The sequence below is a fragment of the Actinocorallia libanotica genome, from assembly GCF_039525175.1.
GTDB classification, from domain to species: domain Bacteria; phylum Actinomycetota; class Actinomycetes; order Streptosporangiales; family Streptosporangiaceae; genus Actinocorallia; species Actinocorallia libanotica.
The window spans coordinates 55,327-78,136 of record NZ_BAAAHH010000007.1; the positions used below are offsets into that span (position 1 = coordinate 55,327).

Below are 22,810 nucleotides of genomic sequence, written 5' to 3' on the forward strand. Positions count from 1 at the left end.
TTCCAAGGCCCGCTGTAATGTCTTGAATTTATGCAGGACAGGTTTGCTCTCTCCCCCGCGCAGTTCAGCATCTGGGCTGCTCAGCAGCTGTCTCCGGACCTCCCGATGAAGATTGGGCTTTACGCCGATCTGACCGGCCCCTTCGACGAGGAACTGCTGTGCCGGGTAGCCGGGCGCACACTCAGAGAAATCGAGGCGCTGCAGGTCCGGCTGACGCAGGAGGACGGGATTCCCTGGCAGAGCACCGACCATTCGCGGGTCGGGCCCGTCATGCGGATGGACCTCGGCGGCGCGGCCGACCCCGAGGACGCGGCCCTGCGGTGGATGTGGGAGGACCTGCTCGCGCCGATCGACCTGACCCGCGACCCCCTGGCCCGGCTGGCGCTGCTGCGCCTGGGCCCCGAACGCGCGTACTTCTACGTGCGCTCGCACCACATCGCCCTGGACGGATACGGCGGGCAGCTCATCCTCCGGCAGGCGACGGAGGCGTACACGGCGCTTTCACGCGGGGAGGAGCCCCGGTTCGACCTGGGCTCCCTCGCCGAGCTGCTGGCCGGGGAGCACGCCTACACCGGGTCCGAACGGCACGCGCGGGACCGCGACTACTGGGTGGAGCGGTTCGCGGAGCTCCCGGAGGTGCGGAGCCTGTCGGGCAGGTCCGCGCCGCCTTCGGCCGGCTTCCACCGGCAGAGCGGAACCCTCGCGGGGCACCTGCCGGAGGCCGCCCGCAGACTGGGCACGAACGTTCCGGGGCTGGTGCTCGCGGCGGCCGCCGCCTACACCGGGCGGATGACGGGCGCCGACGACGTCAGCCTGGGGCTGCCCGTGACGGCCCGTACGACGCCGGCGGCCCGCCGGACGCCCGCCATGACGTCGAACGTCCTGCCGCTGCGGGTCGGGCTGGACCCGTCGATGAGCGTGGCCGAACTGGTCAGGCTGGTCACCCGCGACGCCGGGCAGCTCCTGCGCAGACAGCGCTACCGCTATGAGGAGCTGCGCCGCGAGCTGCAGCTCACCCACGACCCGCGGCCGCTGTACGGGCCGGTCGTCAACATCCTGCGGATGGACCGGAAGCTCTCGCTGCCCGACGCCCGGCTGGACCTGAAGGTGCTGTCGCTGGGGCCGACCCAGGACCTCTCGATCAACGTCTACGACGGGTTCGAAGACGAGCTGCGGATCGACTTCGACGGCAACACCCACCTCTATGCGCCCGAGGACCTCGCCGTGCTGCGGGACGGCTTCCTGCGCTGCCTCGAAGCGCTCGCCGAGGCCGACCCCGGGACGCCGGTCGCGCGGATCGGCTTCGGGACCGAGCCCCCGGCGCTGGACGGCGGCCCCGCCGTCCCGCCGGTGAGCCTCGCCCGGCTGGTCGAGGAGCAGGCGCGCAGACGCCCGCACGCCGTCGCGGCGCGGCTCGGCGAGGAGTCCCTCACCTACGGCGAGCTGGAGGCCGCCGCCAACAGGCTCGCCCGCTTCCTGCTGGAGAAGGGCGCCGGTCCCGGCCGCTTCGTCGCCCTCGCCCTCCCCCGGTCGCTCGCCCTGGTCGTCTCCGTCGTCGCCGTCGGCAAGACCGGCGCCGCCCACGTGCCGCTGGACCCCGCCTACCCGGCCGACCGGCTGCGCTACATGCTCGACGACTGCCGTCCGGCCCTGCACCTCACCGCGTCGGAGCACCTGGACGGCCTCCCCGCGGCCGACTGGCAGCGCTACGAGGACGCCGCCGCGTACGACGGCGCCCCCGTCCGTCACGACCCGCACCCCGACGAGGCGGCGTACGTCATCTACACCTCCGGTTCCACCGGCAGGCCGAAGGGCGTCGTCGTCCCGCACCGGGGGCTGGCGAGCCTGGCCCTGAGCCAGGCCGGGTTCTGGGAGGTCCAGGAGGACTCGCGGGTCCTCCTGCTCTCCTCCCCCGGCTTCGACGCCTCGGTGCTGGAACTGGTCATGGCGCTCTGGTCGGGTGCGGCGCTGGTCATCGCCCCGCCCGGCGTCCAGGCCGGAGAGCGGCTCCACGCGCTGCTCTCCGAGGTCACCCACTCCATCGTCATCCCCTCCGCGCTGGCCACCGTGGACCCGGAGGGGCTGCCGCGGCTGCACGGCCTCACCGTGGGCGGCGAGGCCGTCTCCGAGGAGCTGGCGGCCGCCTGGTCCGAGGGCCGGCGGCTGACCAACGGCTACGGGCCCACCGAGACCACCGTCGCCGCCACCTTCGGGCCGCTCCCCCACGGCCGCGGCACTCCCATCGGCGGCCCGGTCCGCGGCACCCGCGCCTACGTCCTCGACAGCGCGCTCCGCCGCGTCCCCGACGGCGTGCCGGGCGAGCTCTACCTGGCCGGTGCGGGCCTGGCCCGCGGCTACCTCGACCGGCCGGGGATGACCGCCGAGCGGTTCGTGGCCTGCCCGTTCGAGCCCGGCGCGCGCATGTACCGCACGGGCGACCTGGTCAGCCGGCGGCCCGACGGCGTCCTGGACTACATCGGCCGTGCCGACGCGCAGGTGAAGGTGCGCGGCTTCCGCATCGAGCCGGGCGAGATCGAGGCGGTCCTGGCACGGCACCCGCGGGTCACCGGCGCGGTCGTCGCGGTCCGCGAGGACGGCGGGCACAAGCGGCTCGTGGCCTACGTCATCGGATCCGACCCCGACCCCGCCGAGCTCCGCCGCCACGCCGCCGCCGTCCTGCCCGACTACATGGTCCCCGCGGCGGTCGTCACCATGGACGCCTATCCGCGCACCCCGGGCGGCAAGCTCGACCTGAAGGCGCTGCCCGCGCCGGAGTTCACCGCCTCGTCCGGCCGCGCGCCGCGCACCCCGCAGGAGGAGATCCTCGCCGGCATCTTCGCCGAGCTGCTGGCGCTGCCCGAGGTGGGCGTGGACGACGACTTCTTCGCGCTCGGCGGTGACTCGCTGATCGGCACCCGGCTGGTGTCGCGGGCGCGCACGGCGCTCGGCGTCGACCTGGCCGTGCCGGACCTGTTCGAGAACCCGACCGTGGCGGGGCTCGCCGCCGTGGCCGCCCGCCGGGACGGCAGCGAACGCCCGCCGCTGGAGCGCCGCGACCACCCCGGGCTCTCCCCCGTCTCCTACGCGCAGCGCCGCCTGTGGTTCCTCGACCGGCTGGAAGGCCCGTCCGCGACGTACAACATGCCGATCTGCCTGCGGCTGAGCGGCAAGGTGGACGCGATGGCGATGGAGGACGCGCTGCGGGCCGCCGCCGCCCGCCACGAGGCGCTGCGGACGGTCTTCGTCCAGGTGGACGAGGAGCCGTGCCAGCGCGTGCTGGACGACGCGCCCGTCCTGACCGTCACGGACGTCGCCGAGGCGGACCTCGTCACGGTGCTCACCGAAGAGGCGTCCCGCGGGTTCGACCTCACCCGCGACCTCCCGATCCGTGCGCACCTCTACCGGATCTCCCCCGACGAGCACGTCCTGCTGCTGGTGATCCACCACATCGCGGGCGACGGCTGGTCGATGGCTCCGCTCGCCCACGACGTCATCGCCGCCTACACGGGCTCCTCCCTGTCCCCCCTTCCGGTCCGGTACCGCGACTACGCGGTATGGCAGCGGGAGCTCTTCGGCGACGAGAACGATCCGGAGAGCCTGATCTCCCGGCAGGCCGACTACTGGCAGAAGACGCTCGCGGGCCTGCCCGACCAGCTGCCGCTGCCCCTCGACCACGAACGGCCGCCCGTCGCGTCGTACCGGGGCCGGCCGTACACCTTCACACTCGACCCGCGCCTGCACCAGGACCTGCAGAGGCTGGCCCGCTCCTCGCAGGCGAGCCTGTTCATGGTGCTGCAAGCCGCGCTCAGCACGCTGCTGACCCGCCTCGGCGCGGGAAACGACATCCCCCTCGGCTCCCCCATCGCCGGACGCACCGACGAGAAGCTGGACGGCATGGTGGGCGTCTTCGTCAACACGCTCGTCCTGCGCACCGACACCTCCGGCGACCCCTCCTTCCAGGAGCTGCTGGCCCGGGTGCGCGACACCGACCTCGCCGCCTACGCCCACCAGGACCTGCCCTTCGAGCGGCTCGTCGAGCTGCTGAACCCGGCGCGTTCGCTCTCCCGCCACCCGCTGTTCCAGGTGATGCTCACGCTGCAGAACAACCCTCCGGCACGGGTGGAGCTGGACGGCCTCGTCGTCGCCAGGCAGGACATCGACCCGGGCGTCGCCAAGTTCGACCTGGAGTTCCAGTTCGAGCCCACCGAAGAGGGCGGGCTCGCCGGGCGGATCGACTACGCGACGGACCTGTTCACCGAGGCCACCGCCCGGCGCCTCGCCGAATGGCTGCGGCTGGTGCTGGAGGCGGTGAGCGCCGACCCGTCCCGCACGCTGGAATCCCTCGGCCTTCCAGGGGCCTCCGAGGTCCGCGACAGGGTGCGGCGGCGCGTGGCCGAGGCCCGCGACCCCCGGCTCGTCGCCTACGCGGTGCCCGCCCCGGGCGCCGTCATCGATCCCGTGGAGCTGCTGGACTTCGTCCGGCAGCACCTGCCCGAGTCGATGGTCCCCGCGGCCCTGACGGTGCTGGAATCCCTGCCGCTGACGCCCAACGGCAAGGTCGACACCAAGAGCCTGCCCAAACCCGACCCGTCCCAGCTCGCCACGACCGTCTACCGCGCCCCGCGCAACGAGCGGGAACGCATCCTCACCGAGATCTTCGCCGAGCTGCTCGGCGCGGAACGGATCGGGATCGACGACGATTTCTTCCTCTTCGGCGGCAACTCGCTGCTGGCGATGCGCGTCACCACCAAGGCCCGCGCCGCGCTCGGCGTCGAGCTGCCGGTGCGCGCGCTGTTCGAGACGCCCACCGTGGCCGGTCTCAGCGCGCTGCTGGAGGACACCGCCGCGGTGCGTCCGGCGCTGCTCCCGGCGGTGCGCCCGGCGCAGATTCCGTTGTCGTACGCGCAGCAGAGGCTGTGGTTCCTCAACAAGTTCGAAGGCCCTTCGGCGACGTACAACCTGCCGATCGCGCTGCGCCTGACCGGAGAGCTCGACCGCGACGCGCTCCAGCGGGCCCTCGGGGACGTCGTCGAACGGCACGAGGCCCTGCGCACGATCTACCCGGACTCCGGAGGGGTGCCCCGGCAGCAGATCCTGGACGCGGCCGCGGCACGGCCGCTGATCCAGCACGCCGAGGCCACCGCGGCGACGCTCCCCGCCCTGCTCGCCCAGGCGGCCGGGCACGGCTTCGACATCTCGGTGGAGCCGCCGCTGCGCGCCCACCTGTTCCGGCTCGCGCCCGACCGGCACATCGTGCTCCTGGTGCTGCACCACGTCGCGGGCGACGGCTGGTCCCTGGCCCCGCTGGCCCGTGACGTCGTCACCGCGTACGCCGCCCGCGCCGGCGGCGGCGAGCCCGGCTGGCGGGTGCTACCCGTCCAGTACGCCGACTACACGCTGTGGCAGCAGGAGCTCTTCGGCTCCGAGGACGACCCCGGCAGCCTGCTGTCCCGGCAGATCGCCTTCTGGCGCGACGCCCTGGCGGGGCTGCCCGAGGAGCTGGCGCTGCCGGCCGACCGGCCCCGCCCCGACGAGGCGTCCTTCCGCGGCGGGACCCTGCGGTTCACGCTGGACGCCGCCGTCCAGACCCGGATCTCCGAGCTGGCGCGGGAGACGCGGGCGTCGGAGTTCATGGTCGTCCAGGCGGCGTACGCGGTGCTGCTGGCCCGGCTGAGCGGCTCCACGGACATCCCGATCGGCTCCCCCATCGCCGGGCGCACCGACGCCGCGCTGGACGACCTGATCGGCATGTTCGTGAACATGCTCGTCCTGCGCACCGACACCTCCGGCGACCCCACCTTCCGCAGGCTGATCGGCCGCGTGCGCGAAGGCGGGCTCGCCGCGTACGCCCACCAGGACCTGCCCTTCGAACGGCTCGTGGAGGTCGTGAACCCGCCCCGCCACCTGGGGCGCCACCCGCTCTTCCAGAACGGGCTCGCCTTCCAGAACAACCCCGAGGCCAAGCTGGAGCTCCCGGGGTTCACCGCCGAGGTGGAGCCGCTCCACGCGACCGTCGCCCGGTTCGACCTGCTGGTGGCCCTCACCGAGCGGTTCACCCCCTCGGGGGCGCCCGCGGGGTTCGACGGGGAGCTCGAATACGCCCTCGACCTGTACGACCCGGCCACCGCGCAGGAGTTCGCCACCCGGTTCCAGCGGCTGCTCAAGGGCCTTCTCGCCGCCCCGGACGCGCCGATCAGCACCGCGCCGCTCCTCGACGACGCCGAACGCAGGACGATCCTGGAGACGTGGGGCGGGACGGCCGAGCCGGTCGAGACGTTCGGGCGCACGACGATCCCGGAGCTCTTCCACGCGCAGGCCGTGCGCGCTCCGCACGCGGTGGCCGTCACCTACGAGGACAAGCACCTCACGTACGCCGAGCTGGAGGCCTGCGCCAACCAGCTCGCGCACCTGCTGATCGAGCGCGGCGCGGGCCCGGAGAAGTTCGTGGCCGTCGCGCTTCCGCGTTCGCCGGCGCTGATCGTCGCGCTGCTGGGCGTACTGAAGACGGGCGCGGCGTACGTACCCGTCGACCCCGACTATCCGGCCGACCGGATCGCGTACATGCTGGCGGACAGCGAACCCGTCATGACCGTCGACGCCGCCGTCATGGCGGCCGCCATCAACCGGCCTACCACTTCCCCCGAGGTGCGGATCGACCCGGGCAACCCGGCGTACGTGATCTACACGTCGGGCTCCACCGGACGTCCCAAGGGAGTGATCGTCCCCCACGAGAACGTCATCCGGCTGCTGCAGGCCACCGATCCGTGGTTCTCCTTCGGCCCGGACGATGTGTGGACGCTCTTCCACTCGACGGCCTTCGACTTCTCCGTGTGGGAGCTGTGGGGGTCGCTGCTGTACGGAGGCCGTCTGGTCGTCGTGCCCTACGCGACGTCGCGCAGCCCGGAGGACTTCCTCGAACTGCTCTCCCGGGAGCGCGTCACCGTCCTGAACCAGACGCCTTCCGCCTTCTACCAGCTGATGGCCGTCGACGACGGGCGCGATCTGGCGCTGCGGTACGTCGTCTTCGGCGGTGAGGCGCTCGAACTCGGCAGGCTGCGCGACTGGTACGCCGCCCGGCGGGACGCCGTACTGGTCAACATGTACGGCATCACCGAGACGACCGTGCACGTCTCCTACATCGCGCTGGACGAGGAGTACTGCCTGACGGCACCCGGTTCGGTCATCGGCACGAACATCCCCGACCTGCGCGTCTACGTGCTCGACGAGCGGCTCCAGCCCGTCCCTCCCGGGGTCGTGGGCGAGCTGTACGTGGCCGGAGCCGGGTTGGCGCGCGGCTACCTGAACCGTCCGGGGCTCTCGGCGGAGCGGTTCGTCGCCGACCCGTACGGGCCTTCCGGGAGCCGCATGTACCGGTCGGGGGACCTCGCCCGGTGGCAGCACGACGGGTCCCTGGAGTACCTGGGGCGCGCCGACTTCCAGGTGAAGATCCGCGGCTTCCGGATCGAGCTGGGCGAGATCGAGGCGGCGCTCGCCGAACACCCCCGGCTGTCCGGCGTCGCGGTCGTCGCCCGCGAGCAGAGGCTCGTCGCCTATGTCGTGCCCGGGGCGGGTGAGAGCGTCGACACCGCGGATCTGCGGAGGTTCCTCGGTGAGCGGCTGCCCGTGCACATGGTCCCGGCGGTCTTCCACGAGCTGGACGTCCTGCCGCTGACCGCCAACGGCAAACTCGACCGCAACGCCCTGCCCGAACCGGTGGCGCAGGTCCGCGACGGCGGCAGGAAACCGCGCAACGAGGCCGAGGAGACCTTCGCGGCGCTGTTCGCCGAGGTGCTGGGGCTGGCGCAGGTCGGCGTCGACGACGGGTTCTTCGACCTGGGCGGCGACTCGATCATCGCCATCCAGCTCGTCTCGCGGGCCCGCCAATCGGGGCTCCTCATCACGCCTCGGGAGGTGTTCCAGCTCCAGACGGTCGCGGAGCTCGCCGAAGTCGCACGCCCGGCGGGCGAAGGCGACCTGGTGGAGGCCGAACCCGCCGGGGCGGGCGTCGGGCCCGTGCCGATCACGCCGATCATGGCGTGGCTGCGGGAGCGCGGCGGCATCAGCGACGGTTTCCACCAGTCCGTCCTGCTGCGGGTGCCTCCGGGGCTCGGAACCGAACGGCTGACGCACGCCCTGCAGACCGTCCTGGACCACCACGACATGCTGCGGCTGCGGGTGGAGGACGGGCAGCCGGTCGTCCAGGCCGTCGGGGACGTCTCCGCCTCGGGGCTCGTCCACCGGGTCGAGGGGTTCGACGCCGAGTCGATCATGGCCGAGGGGAAGGCCGCGGCCGCCCGGTTGAACCCCGAGACGGGTTCGATGGCCCGGATCGTCTGGTTCGACGCGGGCGCGGACGAGCAGGGGCGGCTGCTGGTCGTGCTGCACCACCTCGTCGTGGACGGCGTCTCCTGGCGCATCCTGCTGCCCGACCTGGTCTCGGCGTGGGCGTCCGACGCCCCGCTCGCGCCCGTCCCGACGTCGTTCCGGCGCTGGGCGCAGAAGCTCACCGCCGAAGCCGCCGACCCCCGCCGCGCCGAGGAGCTCGACACCTGGCTCGACCTGGTCGAAGGCGCCAACCCGAAGCTGGGCTCCCGCGCCCTCGACCCGGCCGTGGACACGGCCGCGACGGCGCGCCATCTGAGCACCTCACTGCCGCCCGAGGTCACCGAGCCGCTGCTGACCGCCGTTCCGGCGGCGTTCCACGCGCAGATCAACGACGTGCTGCTGACGGGCCTCTCGCTGGCCGTCTCCCACTGGCGCAGGCGGCGCGGCGGCCGGGGCACCGGCGTCCTGCTGGACCTGGAGGGCCACGGCCGCGAGGAGATCGTGCCGGGCGTCGACCTGTCGCGCACCGTCGGCTGGTTCACCACGATCCACCCGATCCGCCTCGACCCCGGCGCCGTCGACTGGCAGGAGGTCGCCTCCGGGGGTCCTGCCGCCGGGCAGGCGCTCAAGGCCGTCAAGGAGCGGCTCCGCCGCGTCCCCGACAACGGCATCGGCTACGGCCTGCTGCGCCACCTCAACGAGGAGGCCGCCGAGGAGCTGGGCGACCTGCCGCGGGCGCAGCTGGCGTTCAACTACCTGGGCCGGATCGCCTCCTCCGCCGACGACTGGAGCCCCGCGCCCGAGGAGCCGCCGTCCGGCGAGGACCCGCGCATGCCGATGGCGCACGTCCTGGAGATCAACGCCGTGACGCGCGACCACCCGGGCGGCTCCGTCCTGTCCTTCACCTGGTCGTGGCCGGACGCCCTGCTCGCCGAGGCCGACGTCCGGGACCTCGCCGAGGCGCTGGGCACCGCCCTGGCGGGCCTGGTGGCGCACGCCCGGTCCGAGGGCGCGGGCGGCTTCACCTCCTCCGACCTGCTCGTCGAACTCGACCAGCAGGAGATCGACGCCCTGCAGGCGGCCTGGCGCAAGCGGTGATAACACGTTCCCTCTACCTCGGAAGGCTCTTGTCATTGACATAGAACCTGTTCTAGTTTCGCGGGCATGAGCTACGTTCTGCTGGACCACCCCCGCGAACACGTCGCCCTGATCACCCTGAACCGCCCGGAGCGGCGCAACGCCATGGCCTTCGACGTCATGATCCCGCTCCGGGAGACGGTCGAGCGGGTCAGCCGCGACAACGACGTGCGGGTCATCGTGCTCACCGGGGCGGGCGACGGGTTCTGCTCCGGCGCCGACCTGGAGGACCCCGGGCCGCTCCCCGACATCGACGGCCTCACCCTCCCCTCCATCGCCCGCCGCGCCATGGAGGAGCTGGAGGACGTCGTCCTGGCCCTGCGCAAGGCGCACCAGCCCGTCATCGGCGCGATCAACGGCCCCGCCGTCGGCGGCGGCATGTGCCTGGCCATGGCCACCGACATCCGCTTCGCCGCCGAGAACGCGATCTTCCGCGCCGCCGGCATCAACAACGGCCTCACCGCCGCCGAACTCGGCCTGTCCTACCTCCTCCCCCGGGCCATCGGCGCCTCCCGCGCCTTCGAGATCATGCTCTCCGGCCGCGACGTCACCGCCGCCGAGGCCGCCTCCATCGGCCTGGTCTCCTCGGCGGTCCCCCGCCCCGACCTCCTGGACACCGCCTACGCCCTCGCCGACCGCATCGCCGCCTACAGCCGCCTGGGCGTCGAACTCACCAAGCGCATGCTCTGGTCCAGCCTCGACACCGCCGGCCTCCAGTCCCACCTGGAGCAGGAGGGCACCGCCCAGCTCCTCGTCCGCCTCACCACCCGCAACTTCGAGGAGTCCATCCGCGCCCGCAAGGACGGCCGCCCCCCGGTCTTCACGGACTGACCACCAGATATCGGTTCGCGCACCTCCCCCCGTCCTGGTAGTGTTCTCATGTCGGAGGGGGCGAAAGCCGCCTCCCGCACCACCCGCGCCGCTAGCTCAGTTGGTTAGAGCAGCTGACTCTTAATCAGCGGGTCCGGGGTTCGAGTCCCTGGCGGCGCACCACCTCTTCAGCGCAGCTCCTTCCGGAGCTGCGCTGAATTCGTTTCCGAGGGTCTTCGGGTCTTCACCCGGCCCCACGGCCGCTGCCTCCTGGATCTGTACTGCGGCCCCGGACTTCGGGCAAGGGGTCAGCGCAGGGCGCCGGTGATGATCCACAGGTGTGGCCGGAGGGGACGACCGCCTCGGCGCCGTGGGGGATCATGTGGCCATCGTGGGAGCGAGGGGCTGCGGGGTCTTGAGCATCTGGGAACGCGTGGTCGGGACTTCGGTGCGCAGCCACTCGGCGGGGGTGTGACCGGTCATGGTCCGCCACTCGCGGGTGAGGTGCGCCTGATCGGTGAAGCCTGATGCGGCGGCCACCGCTGCCAAGGCGGGACGTCCGGAGGCGGCCGCGGTCACGAGCCGGCTGCGGGCCGTCTCGAAGCGGACGAGGCGCTGGTACTCCTTCGCCGTCACGCCGAGTTCGCTGCGCACCGTGCCGCTCAGGTGCCGCCGCGAGCAGCCGAGCAGGCGGGCGGCCTCCTGCACCCGGGTGGTGCGGGACAGGGCCGCGAGGGCGGCTCGCAGTTCGCCTTGGTCGGCGCGGGCGCCGTTTCGGGCCAGGCCGGCCAGGAGGGCGCGTTCGACGAGGGCGCGGCGTTGCGGCCAGGTCCGGCAGGACGCCAGGCGCTCCGGCAGGGCGGCCAGGGCCGGGGCCACGTCTGTGAGATCGGCGATGTCTCCGGCCAGGGCCGCGGCGGGGACGCCCAGCAGCGCGGCAGCGCCCAGCGGGCTGAGCGTCAGCCACACGCCGCGGGTGCATCCCCTCTGCCGCAGCTCGACCGCGCCCAGGTGGAGGCCCGCCACGACGGCGCGGAGCCGGGCGCCTGAGCCGGGGTCGCCGACCCATGCGATCTCCAGCGGGTCCTCCTCGGGGATCGTGACCGTCACCCTCGTCGAAGGAAGTCCCCGATGGACCCCGCCCGAGCCCGGCCCGAGGTCGTACTCGCCGAGCGTGAGCACGAACGGCGCCAGGGCGGCGGGCATCTGGTCGGTGGGCACGCTCATCCCGCAACCGTAAGGGGCGGGATGAGTCGGTGGGAGCCGGCTCGGCCTCGTGAAGGGCGGGGTGAACTTTTCTCGTGCCCGAAGGCATAGTTCCGCGGCGCCTCCGCGTCTTGAAGGGCGGAGAAGGAGGGCCCGTCGTGAACCAGGAAGCGCGCGAGAGCTTCACCGCGTTCGTCGCCGCGCGGTCCGGCAGTCTGATCAGGACGGCCTATGTGCTCACGGGCGACCAGCATGCCGCCGAAGATCTGCTGCAGAACGCGCTGGCCAGGACCGCGGCCCGCTGGCGGTCCGTCCGGGACAGCCCGGAGGCGTATGTGCGCAAGGCCATGTACCACGAGCAGATCAGCAGGTGGCGGCGGCGCGGGCGCGAGTATGCGACCGGCTCGCCGCCCGAGGGCGTCCACCATGACGCGGACGTCGATCTGCGGGTGGCGTTGGAAAGGGCGCTGTTCGCCCTGCCGCCGCGCAAGCGGGCGGTGATCGTGCTCCGCTACTTCGAGGACCTTCCCGAGGCGGAGGTCGCCTCGATCATGGGCTGCTCGGTGGGGACCGTGCGCAGCCAGGCCCACAAGGCGCTGTCCCGCCTCCGTGAACTCGCCCCCGATCTCGCCGTCCATCTGGAGATGTCATGAGCCCCGTGGACGACGGCAGGCTGCTCGCCGAGGTCCTGCACCGCATCGCCGACCGCGCCGAGCCCGCCGGGGACCTGGCGGAGCGGGCGGTGCGCAGGACCGCGCGGCGGCGGCGCACCCGCGCGGCCGCCGTCCTGGCCGCCGCGGCGGCCGTCGCCGCCCCTCTGCTGCTCTTCGGGGGCGGGGAGACCGTCCGGCCCGCCCCGCCCGCGGCGTCCGCCGATCAGGCGGCCTCGCCGGCGGCCGACGAGCGGTGGCTCGTCAACGCCTGCATGCGCTACGGACCTCCCACGGGGAACATGGGCGGCCCCGACCTGAAGCCGAGGAAGGGGATGCCTTCGGAGCACCGGATCCTGGTGAGCACGAAGGCGGGTGCGGAGACGGTGGCCCTGCTCGGCGGTCCCAAGGGTTTCATCCTGTGCGCCGTGCAGGACGAGGTGAACACCGAGCCGCCGACCTTCCGGCCCTGGCCGGGAGACACCTCGCGCGGGCTGACGTCCTTTCCCGGGAAGCTGCGCATCGACGCGGCCGACCATCTGACGCGGGTCGGCGAAGGCGGCCGGGGCTCCTCCCAAGACGGTCTGCACCATCTGGTCACCGGCCGCTACAAGCCGGGCGTCGTGCGGATCGAGGTCGTCTGGAACCGGGGCCGCCGCGCCGACGCCGTCCTGCGGGGCGGTCACTTCCTCGCCCGCGTCGACAGCCGCTACGACGAGAACGACGACGGGAGCATGACCGCCCCGAAGGACCGGATCCGCTCCATCACCGCGTTCGACACCGCCGGAGAGGTCCTCCAGATCTGGAAGGCGCCCGGAAAGGGGCTGCGCGGCTTCGACCCCGCCGCCTGCCGGTATGACGGGAAGCCCGACCTGTGCTCGGACTGAGACGTCCGGGGTCGCCTACTGCGAGGGGCGGCCGAAGAGCTTCTCGATACTGCGGCGTTCGCGTTTGGTGGGGCGGCCCGCGCCGCGGTCGCGGACGGGGACGCCGAGGAGCTGGTCCTTGGCGGGGGGCGGAGGGCTCTTGTCGATGTAGCACTCGACGGCGACGGGGGCGCCGACGCGCTTGGTGATGACGCGGGTGACGACGACGACGCGGTCGCGGCCATCGTGGCGGAAGTGGATCTCGTCGCCGGGCTTGAGGGAGCGGGCGGGCTTGACGCGGGTGCCGTTGACCTTGACGTGGCCCGCGCGGCAGACCTCGGAGGCCAGGGAGCGGGTCTTGGTCAGGCGGACCGACCACAGCCAGGTGTCGACGCGGGCGCTTGCCTGCTCTGCTGCCATGACCACCACTTTAGGCGGTGCGGAACGGTGCGGAAGAGGTTCAAACCCGGAGACGGAGAGTGCGAGGACAACCACATTTCGGTATATTTCCGACCGGTCACGGGCATTGATCATGCATGAAGCTCTTCAAGAAGTTCACCCGGAAGGCCGGCAGGCACCACACGCACACGCCCACCCGGCGCGAGCGCGCAGCCGCGGAGCGCACCGCCCGGGCGGAGGCGGAGCTGCGCGAGACCGAGGCGAAGATCTACGAACTGGCCGAACACGCCCGCCGCCAGATCCGCCGCTCGGCCTGACCCGCCCTCGGCCACCGCGAACCCCGCCACCCTCACCGCCGGACCGCGGACGCCAAGCCGCGGACGCAGCCGAAGAGGCCGCGAGCGGCCCGCCCCGCCGGGGCGGGTCAGCGGTAGCGGCGGTGCACGCGGACCAGCGGCTCCTCCTTGGCCGCGTAGTCCACGCCGAGGACCTCGGCGACGACCAGGACGTGGTCGCCCGCCGGGATGCGCAGGCGCGTCTCGCATTCGAGGGCGGCCAGGCCGCCCTCGATGACCAGGGCCTCGGACCGCGCGCCGCGGTGGTGGGGGTGGCCGCCGAGCAGCAGCCGCGCCGACGGCCGGCCCTCGGCGGCGAAACGCCCCGCCAACGCGCGCTGGGAGGCGGCCAGGACGGTGACGGCCCAGCGGTCGCGGCGGTGCAGCACCTCGGACAGGTACGACGACCCGGCCACGCCGACCATGACCATCGGCGGGTCCAGCGACACCGAGGAGAAGGCGGTGACGGTGCTGCCGATGTCGTCGCGGCCCTCCCGGACGGTCACCACGGTGACGCCGGTGGCGAAGGAGGCCAGCGCGGCCGTGAAGTCCTGCGGTGCGATCACCGCGGTTCCCAGGCTCCCGGCAGCACCAGCGGACCCGCCGCGGGCAGGCCGAGCTGCGCCGCGAGGCCGGCCAGCGAGCCCCAGCCGGAGAAGCGGGCGACGGCCGCCGTGCGGTCCTCGCTGGACTCGGCGGGGCGGAACCTGTCGAGGGGCGAGACGTGCGGCAGGGATCGCACCGGCGCGTTCATCGGCAGCCCCGCCTTCCTCCGTGCCAGGTCGAGGGCGCGGTCGAGGCCGCCCAGCTCGTCGACGAGGCCGTTGTCCACGGCGTCGGCGCCGGTCCACACGCGGCCGCGCGCGAGGCGTTCCAGGTCGGCGAGGTCCATGCCGCGGCCCCGGGCGGCCTTGGCGGTGAAGTCGGCGTAGATGCGGTCGAGGGAGTGGTCGAGCCGCTCCCACTCGCTGTCGCTGAAGTCGCGGGTGGTGGAGTTGATCTGCGCGTGCCGCCCGAACTCCGCGGTGCCGAAGCTCACCCCGAGCCGCTCCAGCAGCTCGCTGACGACGGGCTTGCCGGAGTACACGCCGATGGAGCCGGTGAGGGTGCCGGGCTGGGCGACGATCGTGTCGGCGGCCATCGAGATGAAGTAGCCGCCGGACGCCGCGAGGTTGCCCATCGAGACGACGACCGGCTTGCCGGCCTCGCGGGCGAGGTTGACCTCGCGCCAGACCGCGTCGGAGGCGACGTAGGAGCCGCCGGGGCTGTTCACCCGCAGGACGATGGCCTTGATCTTCGGGTCGCGGACGGCGGCGCGGATCGCGGCACAGAGCGTGTCGGAGCCCACGGCGCCGCCCTGGCCGGGCACCGGCCCGCGCCCGGAGCGGCCCAGCTTGATCATCCCGCCCGCGTGCAGGAGCGCGACGGCCTCCTTGCCGCCGGACGGGGCGAGCCTCCCGGTGATCCCGGAGCGGTTGTACCGGGAGACGTACTGCAGCCGCGACTCCTTGCCGGCCCGCTGCCGGAGGTGGGCGTACACCTCGTCCCGGTAGGCGAGCTCGTCGACGAGCCCGGCCTCCAGCGCCTCGGCCGCCGTCAGCGGCGCCCGGTCGATCAGCTCGCGCACCTTGTCGGCCGACAGGCCGCGGGCCTCGGCGATCCCGGCGGCGATCTGCCCGCCGAGCGAGGCGACCATCCGCTGGGACGCCTCGGCGTGCGCGTCGGTGTAGGCGTTCTCCAGGAACGTGTTGGGCGCCGTCTTGTACTCGGCGCGCTTGCCGAACCGGAAGGCGACGCCGGCCCGGTCGAGCGCGTCCTTGAGGAACGGCTCGGACAGCGCGACGCCGGTGATCCCCACGTCGCCCGACGGCTGGAGGTAGATCCTCTCGAAGGCGGTGGCCAGGTAGTAGGAGGTCGTGCCCTGCCCGGTCTCGCCGAAGGTCTCGGTCCAGGCGACGGCGGTCTTGCCCGCCGCCCGGAACTCCGCGACGGCCTCGCGCAGCTCCTGGACCATGGCCAGGCCGACGGGGCCGCCGACCTTGGCGACGAGCGCCCTGACCCGGGGGTCGCGGCGCGCCTTGCGCAGCCCTTCGAGCACGTCCCGCAGGTGCACGCGCCGGGCGCCCATCAGCGCCGCGACCGGGTCCGGTTGGGGGCCTTCGATGAGACCGTCGGAGAGGTCGAGCTCCAGGACGAGCGGGGCGTTGCGCCGCTCACGCAGATCTTTGACCGTGTCCAGTGCCTTCAGCGGATCCACCATGACCCAACACTATGCGTCGTCGGCGGCCTTGCGTTCCCGGGCGAAGATCTGGTTCCCGGTGACGCTCGCCGTCGCCGAGGCGCAGGGCCGGCCGTCCTCGTCGAGCAGGGTGGCCGCGGAGACGGTGCGGGAGCGCCCGGCGTGGGTGACCGTCCCGACGACGGTGTAGGTCCTGCCGACCTGCACCGCCCGCAGGTAGTCGATGTTCAGGTTGAGGGTCAGCTGCGGCATGAAGACGTCGCCGAGGCTGCTGGCCGCCAGGCAGACGGCGTTGTCGAGGATCGTGGCGATGAACCCGCCGTGCACGGTGCCGCCGGGGTTGCACAGCTTGGCGTCGGGGGTCCAGGAGAGCTCGACGCGGCCTGGCTCCGCGCCCACGATCACCTGCCCGATGTAGTCGGACACGTCGGTCACCTGAGGGAATCGCCCGTCACCGATGGCCCGAATGAGTTCGGCGCCGGAGAGGGTGTCCCAGAGTTCTGCTGCTGACACGTACGCGAGGGTAACTAATGAACGGCCGCCGTGCCGCCGTGACCCTCCTCACCCCGCCCTGCTCAGGCTGGAGCCGCCGGACTCCAGGCCCGCCGCGTAGGCCAGCGACAGGCCGTCCCCCTCGGGGCTCAGCCGCACGGTGCCGTCCGGGCAGTCCGGGTTCCGGTCGGCCAGGTCCAGCTCCAGCTGCCCCGGCCGGACCGCCTTGACGCCCAGCGTCCCGTTGCACACCCGGTCGCCGGTGAACTGCGCGTCGCCGGACGTCTGCCCCTCGAAGAGGGTCAGCTGCACATCGTAGTACTGCTCGCCGCCCTGGGCGTCGCGGATCGTCAGGCCGCCCGTCCACGTCCCGGCGAACGCCGCCGGGATGGCGTCGCCGCCCGGGAGCGCCGCCTCCCCGCCCAGCTCCCGGTATCCGTACCAGCCGCCCGCGCCCAGCACGACGAGCAGCGCCAGGACCGCCGCCGGCCACTTCCGGCGCCGCCGGCGCGGCACGGGCACGCCCGGCGGGTAGAGCGGCTGCGGCGTCGTCGGCGGCGGGGGGAACGGCGGGGGCGTGGCGGGGAAAGGCGGAGGCGTCGAACGGTCGAGCGTCTCGTCCGTGCGGGGCCAGGACGGGGCGCCGGGCAGGGCGCCGGGCGGGGCGCCGGGCGGCGGGCCGTCGTGCTCGTGCTCGAGGTCGGCCTCCAGCTCCTCGCGCAGCCGCCGGGCGCTGGGCCGCCGCGCCGGGTCCTTGTCCAGGCAGCCGCGCAGCAGCGGCTCGAACGCCTCCAGGCCGTGCCCCAGCCGGGGCTGGGCGTGCATGACCCGGCCGAGGACGACCGCGATGTTGTCGCCGTCGCCCTCGAACGGGCCGAAGGGCGGGTACCCCGTCGCGGCGAAGACCATCGTGCAGGCCCACGCCCACACGTCGGACGCCTTGCCCGCGGGCTGGCCCTGCAGCTGCTCGGGCGCGATGTAGGCGGGCGTGCCGACGATCCTGCCGCTCTGGGTGTGCTGGTCGACGGGGCGGGCGATGCCGAAGTCCACCACGCGCGGCCCGTCGGGGCCGAGCAGGACGTTGGCGGGCTTGAGGTCGCGGTGCACCACCCCGGAGCCGTGGATGGTCACCAGCGCCTGGGCGGTGAAGGCCAGCAGCCGCTCCAGGTCGCCGCCGCGCAGCGGCCCCTGGGCGGCGACCCGCTCGAACAGCGACGGGCCGTCGACGAACTCGCTGACCACGAAGGGCCGGGTGCCCTCGAAGGAGTAGTCGATCACCCGGGAGATGCAGTACTGCAGCCGCACCCGCCGGGCGGCGTCCATCTCCCGCTCCAGGCGCTCGCGCGCCTCGGCGTCGGCGGCCTTGAGCACCTTGACCGCCACCCGCTCGCCCGTCTGCGGGTCGCGCCCCAGGTAGACGATGCCCTGGCCGCCCTCGCCGAGCCGCTCCAGCAGGGGGAACCTGCCGAGTGAGCGCGGGTCGTCGGGTCTGAGGGGTTCGGCCATCGCATGCCTCCAGGGTTCGTGCCGGTTCAAGCTTGCCCTGTCCCCGGCGCCACAAGGTAGGCGTCAGACCCCGAATCTCGATCACGGCTCGGCTACTCTGCGGACGTGGACGGTGATGGGTTCACCCGGTGCGGACGCGGCCACACGCACTGGGGTCGGTTCGGGGCGGCGGGCCTGCTGCTGTTCAGCCAGGACCACGTCCTGCTCCAGCAGCGCGCGTGGTGGTGCAACGGCGGCGGCACCTGGTGCCTGTTCGGCGGCGGGCGGCACGCGGGCGAGGACGCGGTGGCCGCGGCGCTGCGGGAGACCACGGAGGAGAGCTCCCTGGACGTCTCCCTCGTGCGCCTGCACGGGCGGATCGAGGACGACCACGGCGGCTGGTCCTACACCACGATGGTCGGCTCCGCGCCGGACCGCCCGCCGGTGCGCGGGGTGTCCAACGAGACGAAGGCCGCCCGCTGGGTGCCGGTCACCGAGGTGGACACGCTGCGCCTGTTCGCCCCGTTCGGCGCCGCGTGGCCTACGCTGCGCTCCATGCTCACCCGTGTGGTCCTCATCGTGGACGCCGCCAACGTCATGGGCTCCCGGCCGGACGGCTGGTGGCGCGACAGGCTGGGCGCGGCACGGCGGCTGCGCGACGGCCTGGCCGCCCTGGGGCCGGTCCCGCTCGGCCCGTTCGACGAGGCCTACCCCGAGCCGGTGCTGGTGGTGGAGGGCGCGGCGCGGCCGCTGGAGAGCGCCGGCGGCGTGCGGGTGGTCGCGGCGCCCGGCAGCGGCGACGACGAGATCGTCCGGCAGGTCGGCAAGGACGACGCGCACTACGTGGTGGTCACCGCCGACCGCGAGCTGCGCCGCCGCTGCGAGGAGGCGGGCGCGCAGGTGGTGGGGCCGCGCTGGCTCCTGGACCGCCTGGGCTGAGCCCTACAGGTCCAGGGAGTAGTCCAGGACCACCCGGTCGGCCGGGATGACGATGTCCCGGCACACCTCCAGGACGTGCTCGCCGGAGAACATCCGCCGGGTGACGGTGATGACGGGCACCCCCTCGGCCATCCGCAGCGTCTCCGCCTCCTCGGGCTCGGGCATCCGCGCCCGCACCGCCTCCTCGACGCGGGTCGGCGGGCGGCCGAGGTAGGCCAGCTGGGCGGGGGTGCCGCCGGGCCACGGCTCCCGGTCGGGGTCGGCGACGGGGGTGCCGCCGACGAGGTCCCACGGCAGGTAGTTGACGGAGATCTGCTGGGGCTCGCCGCGCGCCCAGAACACGAACCGGCGGCGCAGGAGGCCGGTGCCGGGCGGCAGGAGGAACAGCGCGGCGAGTTCGGCGTCGGCCTCGACGCGCTCGTACTCGCGGTCGAGCCGGTACTCGTGCCAGCCGATCCGCTGGTCGTGGGTGAAGGAGGTAGCGGGGGCGGGGCGCGGCCCGGTCTCCACCCGGTAGCGCTCCATCGCCATCCGCCGGACCGGTGGCCGGATCCGGACGACGGTGCCGCCGCCGCGCCGGGTCTCCACGAGGCCCTCGGCGCGCAGCACCGCCACCGCCTGCCGTACCACGATGTCCGAAACACCGTGCGCTCCTGCCAGGGCCGCGAGGGTCGGCAGCCGGGAACCGGGGGGATAGGTGCCGTCCCGAATTCCCTGCCTGAGCTCATCGGCTATCCGGATATAGGCGGGTTTCGGCACCGGCGACACCTCCCTGTCGGACCGCCGGAGGAATGTTGCTGTTGTTGGAAGCTTGACGGTTCTGCCGACGCGTATCACTTTTGTATACGGAATGAGTTGTTCGGGGAAGGGACCACCCTGATGGTGGACTTCGCAGATCTCAAGGCGGACATCGAGTCCGAGCACCCCGGCTGGGTGGTGTGGCGCAGCGACACGGGCCGGTGGTACGCCATCCGCAGCGGCGACCTGACCGACGACCGGCTCGGCGCGGCCCCGGCGATGATCCTGTCCTCCGACGACGAGGCGGGTCTGCGGGCTCAGCTGGACGAACAGGCACTCGCGGAGGGCGCCCGAGGGCGCGGCTGATGGAGGGGTCCCCGGTCCTCTCCGCGGGGGCGGCGGAGGGGGCCGGGGCCGGCTCGCGTGTTCTTTCCCGCGGCGGTGGTGACACAAGAGTACGGTCCAGGTAAGCATTCACGATCGGCCAGAGAAGGCTCTTGCGAACCAGAGCAAACGGTTGAACGTTCTAAGGAAAAAGCAACCGACTCTGGAGGTTCAGTGAAAGGCCTGCCGTCTCCGGCCTCCGCCACTCCGCCGCTGGTGTCCCCCCGCCGGGGAAGGCACGGCCGCCGCGGCCCCGTGTGGATGGTCGCGCTGGCCGCCGCCCTCCTGGGAGTCGCCGTCGCCTCCACCGTGCTCTACTTCACCCGCGACTCCGGGCCGTCCGCGGTCCTGGACGACGAGCCCGTCGGCAGGATCTCGGCGGGGCCGGACGGCGAATGGGCGGCCTGGGGGTTCACCCACACCCAGAACAGCCTGGAGGCCGAGCCGGCGGCCGCCGCGACGGTGGAGCGGCAGCGCGTGCTGCAGGCCCAGCACATCATGGGGTTCGGCGCGGACAACCCGCAGCCCTCGCCCGGCCGCTACGACTGGACGTCGCTGGACCGGCGGATGCGGGCGATCCGCGACACCGGCGGCGTCCCGGTCGTCACGCTGTGCTGCGCGCCCGACTGGATGAAGGGCGGCCCCGCCGGCGCGACCGACTGGACGCACCTGGAGGACGCGCCGCTGCCGGAGTTCTACGACGCCTTCGCCGAGCAGGCCGCCCAGGTCGCCCGCCGCTACCCGGACGTGCGGTACTTCTTCGTCTGGAACGAGTTCAAGGGCTTCTTCAACCGCGGCCAGAACCGCTGGGACCACGAGGGCTACACCGCCCTCTACAACAAGGTGTACACAGCGCTGAAGAAGGAGAACCCCGACGCCCTGGTCGGCGGCCCCTACATCCCGCTCAACAGCTACGCCGACGCGCACTCCGAGGCGTCCGGCGAGGTGCGCGGGCCGTGGGGGGCGGCCGACCAGCGCGGGCTCGACGCCGTCCGGTACTGGCTGAAGAACAAGGCGGGCGCGGACTTCATCGTCATCGACGGCTCGTCGCTGCCGGAGGACCGCACCGCGCACGGCGACGAGTTCGCCGCGAACGCCAAGTTCGGCGCGCTCACCCGCTGGCTGCGTGCCCAGGAGGACCTGCCGGTGGTGTGGGCCGAGTGGTACGTCGAGCCGGAGAACTCCGGGTGGACGCCCCAGCGGCTGCACGCCGTCCAGGCGGCCGCGATGATCGAGTTCGCCGAGTCGGGCGCGGCGGGCGCGCTGTACTGGAGCCCGCAGGGCAGCCCGGGGGCGTGCAACGGCTGCCTGTGGACGCGCGAGGGCGCGGCCCTGCCCTCGCTGGACCTGCAGCAGAACTTCGCGCGCTGGTTCCCGCCCGGCACGGAGCTGGTGCAGGCGCCGGTCGCGAACGTGTCCGGGGGGTCGGAAAAAGACCTGAAAGTGCTGGCATCCGCTGAGCAACTCCTCGTGGTGAACGCCACGGACCGCGCCATGACGGCTACGGTCGGTGGCGAAAAGCTCCAGCTCCAGCCCTACGAGATCAGGTGGGTCGGCAGATGAACGCGAGTACGGATCTTGTCGGCGTCGACTTCTGGGCGCGCCCGCACGAGGAGCGGTACGCCGAGTTCGCCCGGCTGCGCGCTCTGAAGGAACCGGTCTTCTTCGCCGAGCCGCGGGTGCCCCTCGTCCGGTCGGGCAAGGGGTTCCACGCCCTGGTCCGGCACGCCGACGTCGTGGAGGTCAGCCGCGACACCAAGGCGTTCTCCAGCGAGCCGGCGGCCACCTCGCCGGAGCCGCCGCCGTGGGTGGCGTGGCTGTTCGGGCGGCCCATGGTGAACATGGACGACCCCCGGCACGGGCGGCTGCGCCGGATCGTCTCGCGCGCCTTCAGCCCGAAGATGCTGGCCGGACTCGCCGACGACGTCCAGGCCACCGCCACGGGCATCGTGGACGACCTGGAGCGCGAGGGGCCGCGGGACTTCGTGGAGCAGGTGGCGGCGCGGCTGCCCATCAACGTCATCTGCGCGATGATGGGCGTCCCGCCGGAGCGGCGCCCGTACGTGCTGCGGCGCATCGACGTCATGACCGAGTACTCCGGGGTGCGCGGCTCGCTGTTCGACCCCCGGACGCTGCGGCTGCTGGGCGGCAACCTCAAGGCCATCGTCGACCTGCACCGGCTGGTGGCGGGGATGGCCGAGGAGCGCCGCGGGAACCCGCGGGGCGACCTGGTCTCGGCGCTGGTCAACGCCAACGTCGACGGCGAGTTCCTCACCACGCGCGAGCTGGGCAGCTTCTTCGACCTGCTGCTGGTGGCGGGCAACGAGACCACCCGCAACGCGCTGTCGCACGGCGTCCGGCTGTTCACCGAGCACCCCGACCAGCGGGAGCTGCTGCTGGCCGACTACGACGCCCGGATCGGTCCCGCGATCGAGGAGATCGTGCGGTACGCCTCCCCCATCATCCAGTTCCGGCGGACCGTCACCCGGCCGTACGAGCTGAACGGGCTGCGCCTGGAGCCCGGCGACAAGGTGGTGCTGTTCTACCCGGCGGCCAACCGCGACCCTGAGGTCTTCGCCGACCCCGACCGGTTCGACATCACCCGCTCCCCCAACCCGCACGTCGGGTTCGGCGGGCCCGGAGCCCACCTGTGCCTGGGCGCCAACCTCGCCCGCATGGAGCTGAAGATCATGTTCCGCGAGCTGTACACCCGGCTGCCGGGCCTGCGCACCACGGGCGAGCCGGAGTACCTGCTGTCGAACTTCGACAACGGCGTGGTCCGCCAGCCCTTCACGTTCTGAGCCC

General features: G+C 73.0%; 16 protein-coding genes and 1 tRNA gene. 10 read left to right on the forward strand and 7 right to left on the reverse strand.

Annotated features, from left to right (window positions below; all coding sequences use genetic code 11):
• Positions 1 to 30 precede the first annotated feature (30 nt).
• The 3 genes from ABD140_RS11310 to ABD140_RS11320 all read left to right on the forward strand — a co-directional run bounded on the left by ABD140_RS11310 (position 31) and on the right by ABD140_RS11320 (position 10,455).
• Positions 31 to 9,423 (forward strand): amino acid adenylation domain-containing protein, encoded by a 9,393-nt coding sequence (locus ABD140_RS11310; RefSeq protein ID WP_344239667.1) that lies wholly within the window; start codon positions 31 to 33, stop codon positions 9,421 to 9,423.
• 66 nt (positions 9,424 to 9,489) lie between these two features.
• Complete coding sequence (locus tag ABD140_RS11315) at positions 9,490 to 10,293, forward strand: enoyl-CoA hydratase (protein ID WP_344239669.1); 804 nt, start codon at positions 9,490 to 9,492, stop codon at positions 10,291 to 10,293.
• Between the two features lie 85 nt (positions 10,294 to 10,378).
• Positions 10,379 to 10,455, forward strand: a tRNA-Lys gene (locus ABD140_RS11320).
• A gap of 195 nt (positions 10,456 to 10,650) precedes the next feature.
• On the opposite strand, the gene ABD140_RS11325 is transcribed toward ABD140_RS11320, so the two are convergent.
• Entirely contained in the window at positions 10,651 to 11,499 is an 849-nt protein-coding gene (locus ABD140_RS11325; RefSeq protein WP_344239671.1) for a helix-turn-helix domain-containing protein, read from the reverse strand.
• Between the two features lie 137 nt (positions 11,500 to 11,636).
• Here ABD140_RS11325 and ABD140_RS11330 point away from each other — a divergent pair, with 137 nt between their 5' ends.
• Positions 11,637 to 12,131 (forward strand): SigE family RNA polymerase sigma factor, encoded by a 495-nt coding sequence (locus ABD140_RS11330; protein WP_344239673.1) that lies wholly within the window; start codon positions 11,637 to 11,639, stop codon positions 12,129 to 12,131.
• Entirely contained in the window at positions 12,128 to 13,015 is an 888-nt protein-coding gene (locus ABD140_RS11335; RefSeq protein ID WP_344239675.1) for a hypothetical protein, read from the forward strand. The genes ABD140_RS11330 and ABD140_RS11335 overlap by 4 nt, the downstream gene beginning before the upstream one ends.
• 15 nt (positions 13,016 to 13,030) lie before the next feature.
• Here the strand turns inward: ABD140_RS11335 and ABD140_RS11340 are convergent, their stop codons facing one another.
• The gene (locus ABD140_RS11340) at positions 13,031 to 13,414 is read right to left on the reverse strand and encodes an RNA-binding S4 domain-containing protein (protein ID WP_344239678.1); all 384 of its coding nucleotides are present in this window, start codon (positions 13,412 to 13,414) and stop codon (positions 13,031 to 13,033) included.
• Between the two features lie 116 nt (positions 13,415 to 13,530).
• Between ABD140_RS11340 and ABD140_RS11345 the strand changes: the two genes are divergently transcribed.
• Positions 13,531 to 13,710 carry a hypothetical protein gene (locus tag ABD140_RS11345; RefSeq protein ID WP_344239680.1) on the forward strand — a complete coding sequence of 60 codons (180 nt, stop codon included), beginning with the start codon at positions 13,531 to 13,533 and terminating at the stop codon, positions 13,708 to 13,710.
• A gap of 107 nt (positions 13,711 to 13,817) precedes the next feature.
• On the opposite strand, the gene ABD140_RS11350 is transcribed toward ABD140_RS11345, so the two are convergent.
• The 4 genes from ABD140_RS11350 to ABD140_RS11365 form a co-directional block, all read right to left on the reverse strand.
• Positions 13,818 to 14,294 carry a flavin reductase family protein gene (locus ABD140_RS11350; protein ID WP_344239682.1) on the reverse strand — a complete coding sequence of 159 codons (477 nt, stop codon included), beginning with the start codon at positions 14,292 to 14,294 and terminating at the stop codon, positions 13,818 to 13,820.
• Positions 14,291 to 15,988 (reverse strand): signal peptide peptidase SppA, encoded by a 1,698-nt coding sequence (gene sppA, locus ABD140_RS11355; RefSeq protein ID WP_344239684.1) that lies wholly within the window; start codon positions 15,986 to 15,988, stop codon positions 14,291 to 14,293. The genes ABD140_RS11350 and sppA overlap by 4 nt, the downstream gene beginning before the upstream one ends.
• A 9-nt stretch (positions 15,989 to 15,997) precedes the next feature.
• Positions 15,998 to 16,393, reverse strand: a complete 396-nt coding sequence (locus ABD140_RS11360; RefSeq protein WP_344239686.1) for a PaaI family thioesterase — start codon at positions 16,391 to 16,393, stop codon at positions 15,998 to 16,000.
• A 135-nt stretch (positions 16,394 to 16,528) separates the two neighbouring features.
• Entirely contained in the window at positions 16,529 to 17,965 is a 1,437-nt protein-coding gene (locus tag ABD140_RS11365) for a serine/threonine-protein kinase (protein WP_344239688.1), read from the reverse strand.
• A 105-nt stretch (positions 17,966 to 18,070) separates the two neighbouring features.
• Here ABD140_RS11365 and ABD140_RS11370 point away from each other — a divergent pair, with 105 nt between their 5' ends.
• Positions 18,071 to 18,883, forward strand: coding sequence for an NUDIX hydrolase (locus ABD140_RS11370; RefSeq protein ID WP_344239690.1), 813 nt, complete (start codon positions 18,071 to 18,073; stop codon positions 18,881 to 18,883).
• A gap of 3 nt (positions 18,884 to 18,886) precedes the next feature.
• Here ABD140_RS11370 and ABD140_RS11375 read toward each other — a convergent pair whose 3' ends face one another.
• Positions 18,887 to 19,642, reverse strand: coding sequence for a GntR family transcriptional regulator (locus ABD140_RS11375; RefSeq protein ID WP_344239692.1), 756 nt, complete (start codon positions 19,640 to 19,642; stop codon positions 18,887 to 18,889).
• 120 nt (positions 19,643 to 19,762) lie between these two features.
• Here ABD140_RS11375 and ABD140_RS11380 point away from each other — a divergent pair, with 120 nt between their 5' ends.
• The 3 genes from ABD140_RS11380 (at position 19,763) to ABD140_RS11390 (ending at position 22,806) form a co-directional block, all read left to right on the forward strand.
• A complete protein-coding gene (locus ABD140_RS11380) occupies positions 19,763 to 19,987 on the forward strand; it encodes a hypothetical protein (RefSeq protein ID WP_344239694.1) in 225 nt (74 codons plus the stop codon).
• Between the two features lie 192 nt (positions 19,988 to 20,179).
• Positions 20,180 to 21,568 (forward strand): xylan 1,4-beta-xylosidase, encoded by a 1,389-nt coding sequence (locus ABD140_RS11385; protein WP_344239696.1) that lies wholly within the window; start codon positions 20,180 to 20,182, stop codon positions 21,566 to 21,568.
• The gene (locus ABD140_RS11390) at positions 21,565 to 22,806 is read left to right on the forward strand and encodes a cytochrome P450 (RefSeq protein ID WP_344239698.1); all 1,242 of its coding nucleotides are present in this window, start codon (positions 21,565 to 21,567) and stop codon (positions 22,804 to 22,806) included. The genes ABD140_RS11385 and ABD140_RS11390 overlap by 4 nt, the downstream gene beginning before the upstream one ends.
• The last annotated feature ends 4 nt before the right edge of the window (positions 22,807 to 22,810 follow it).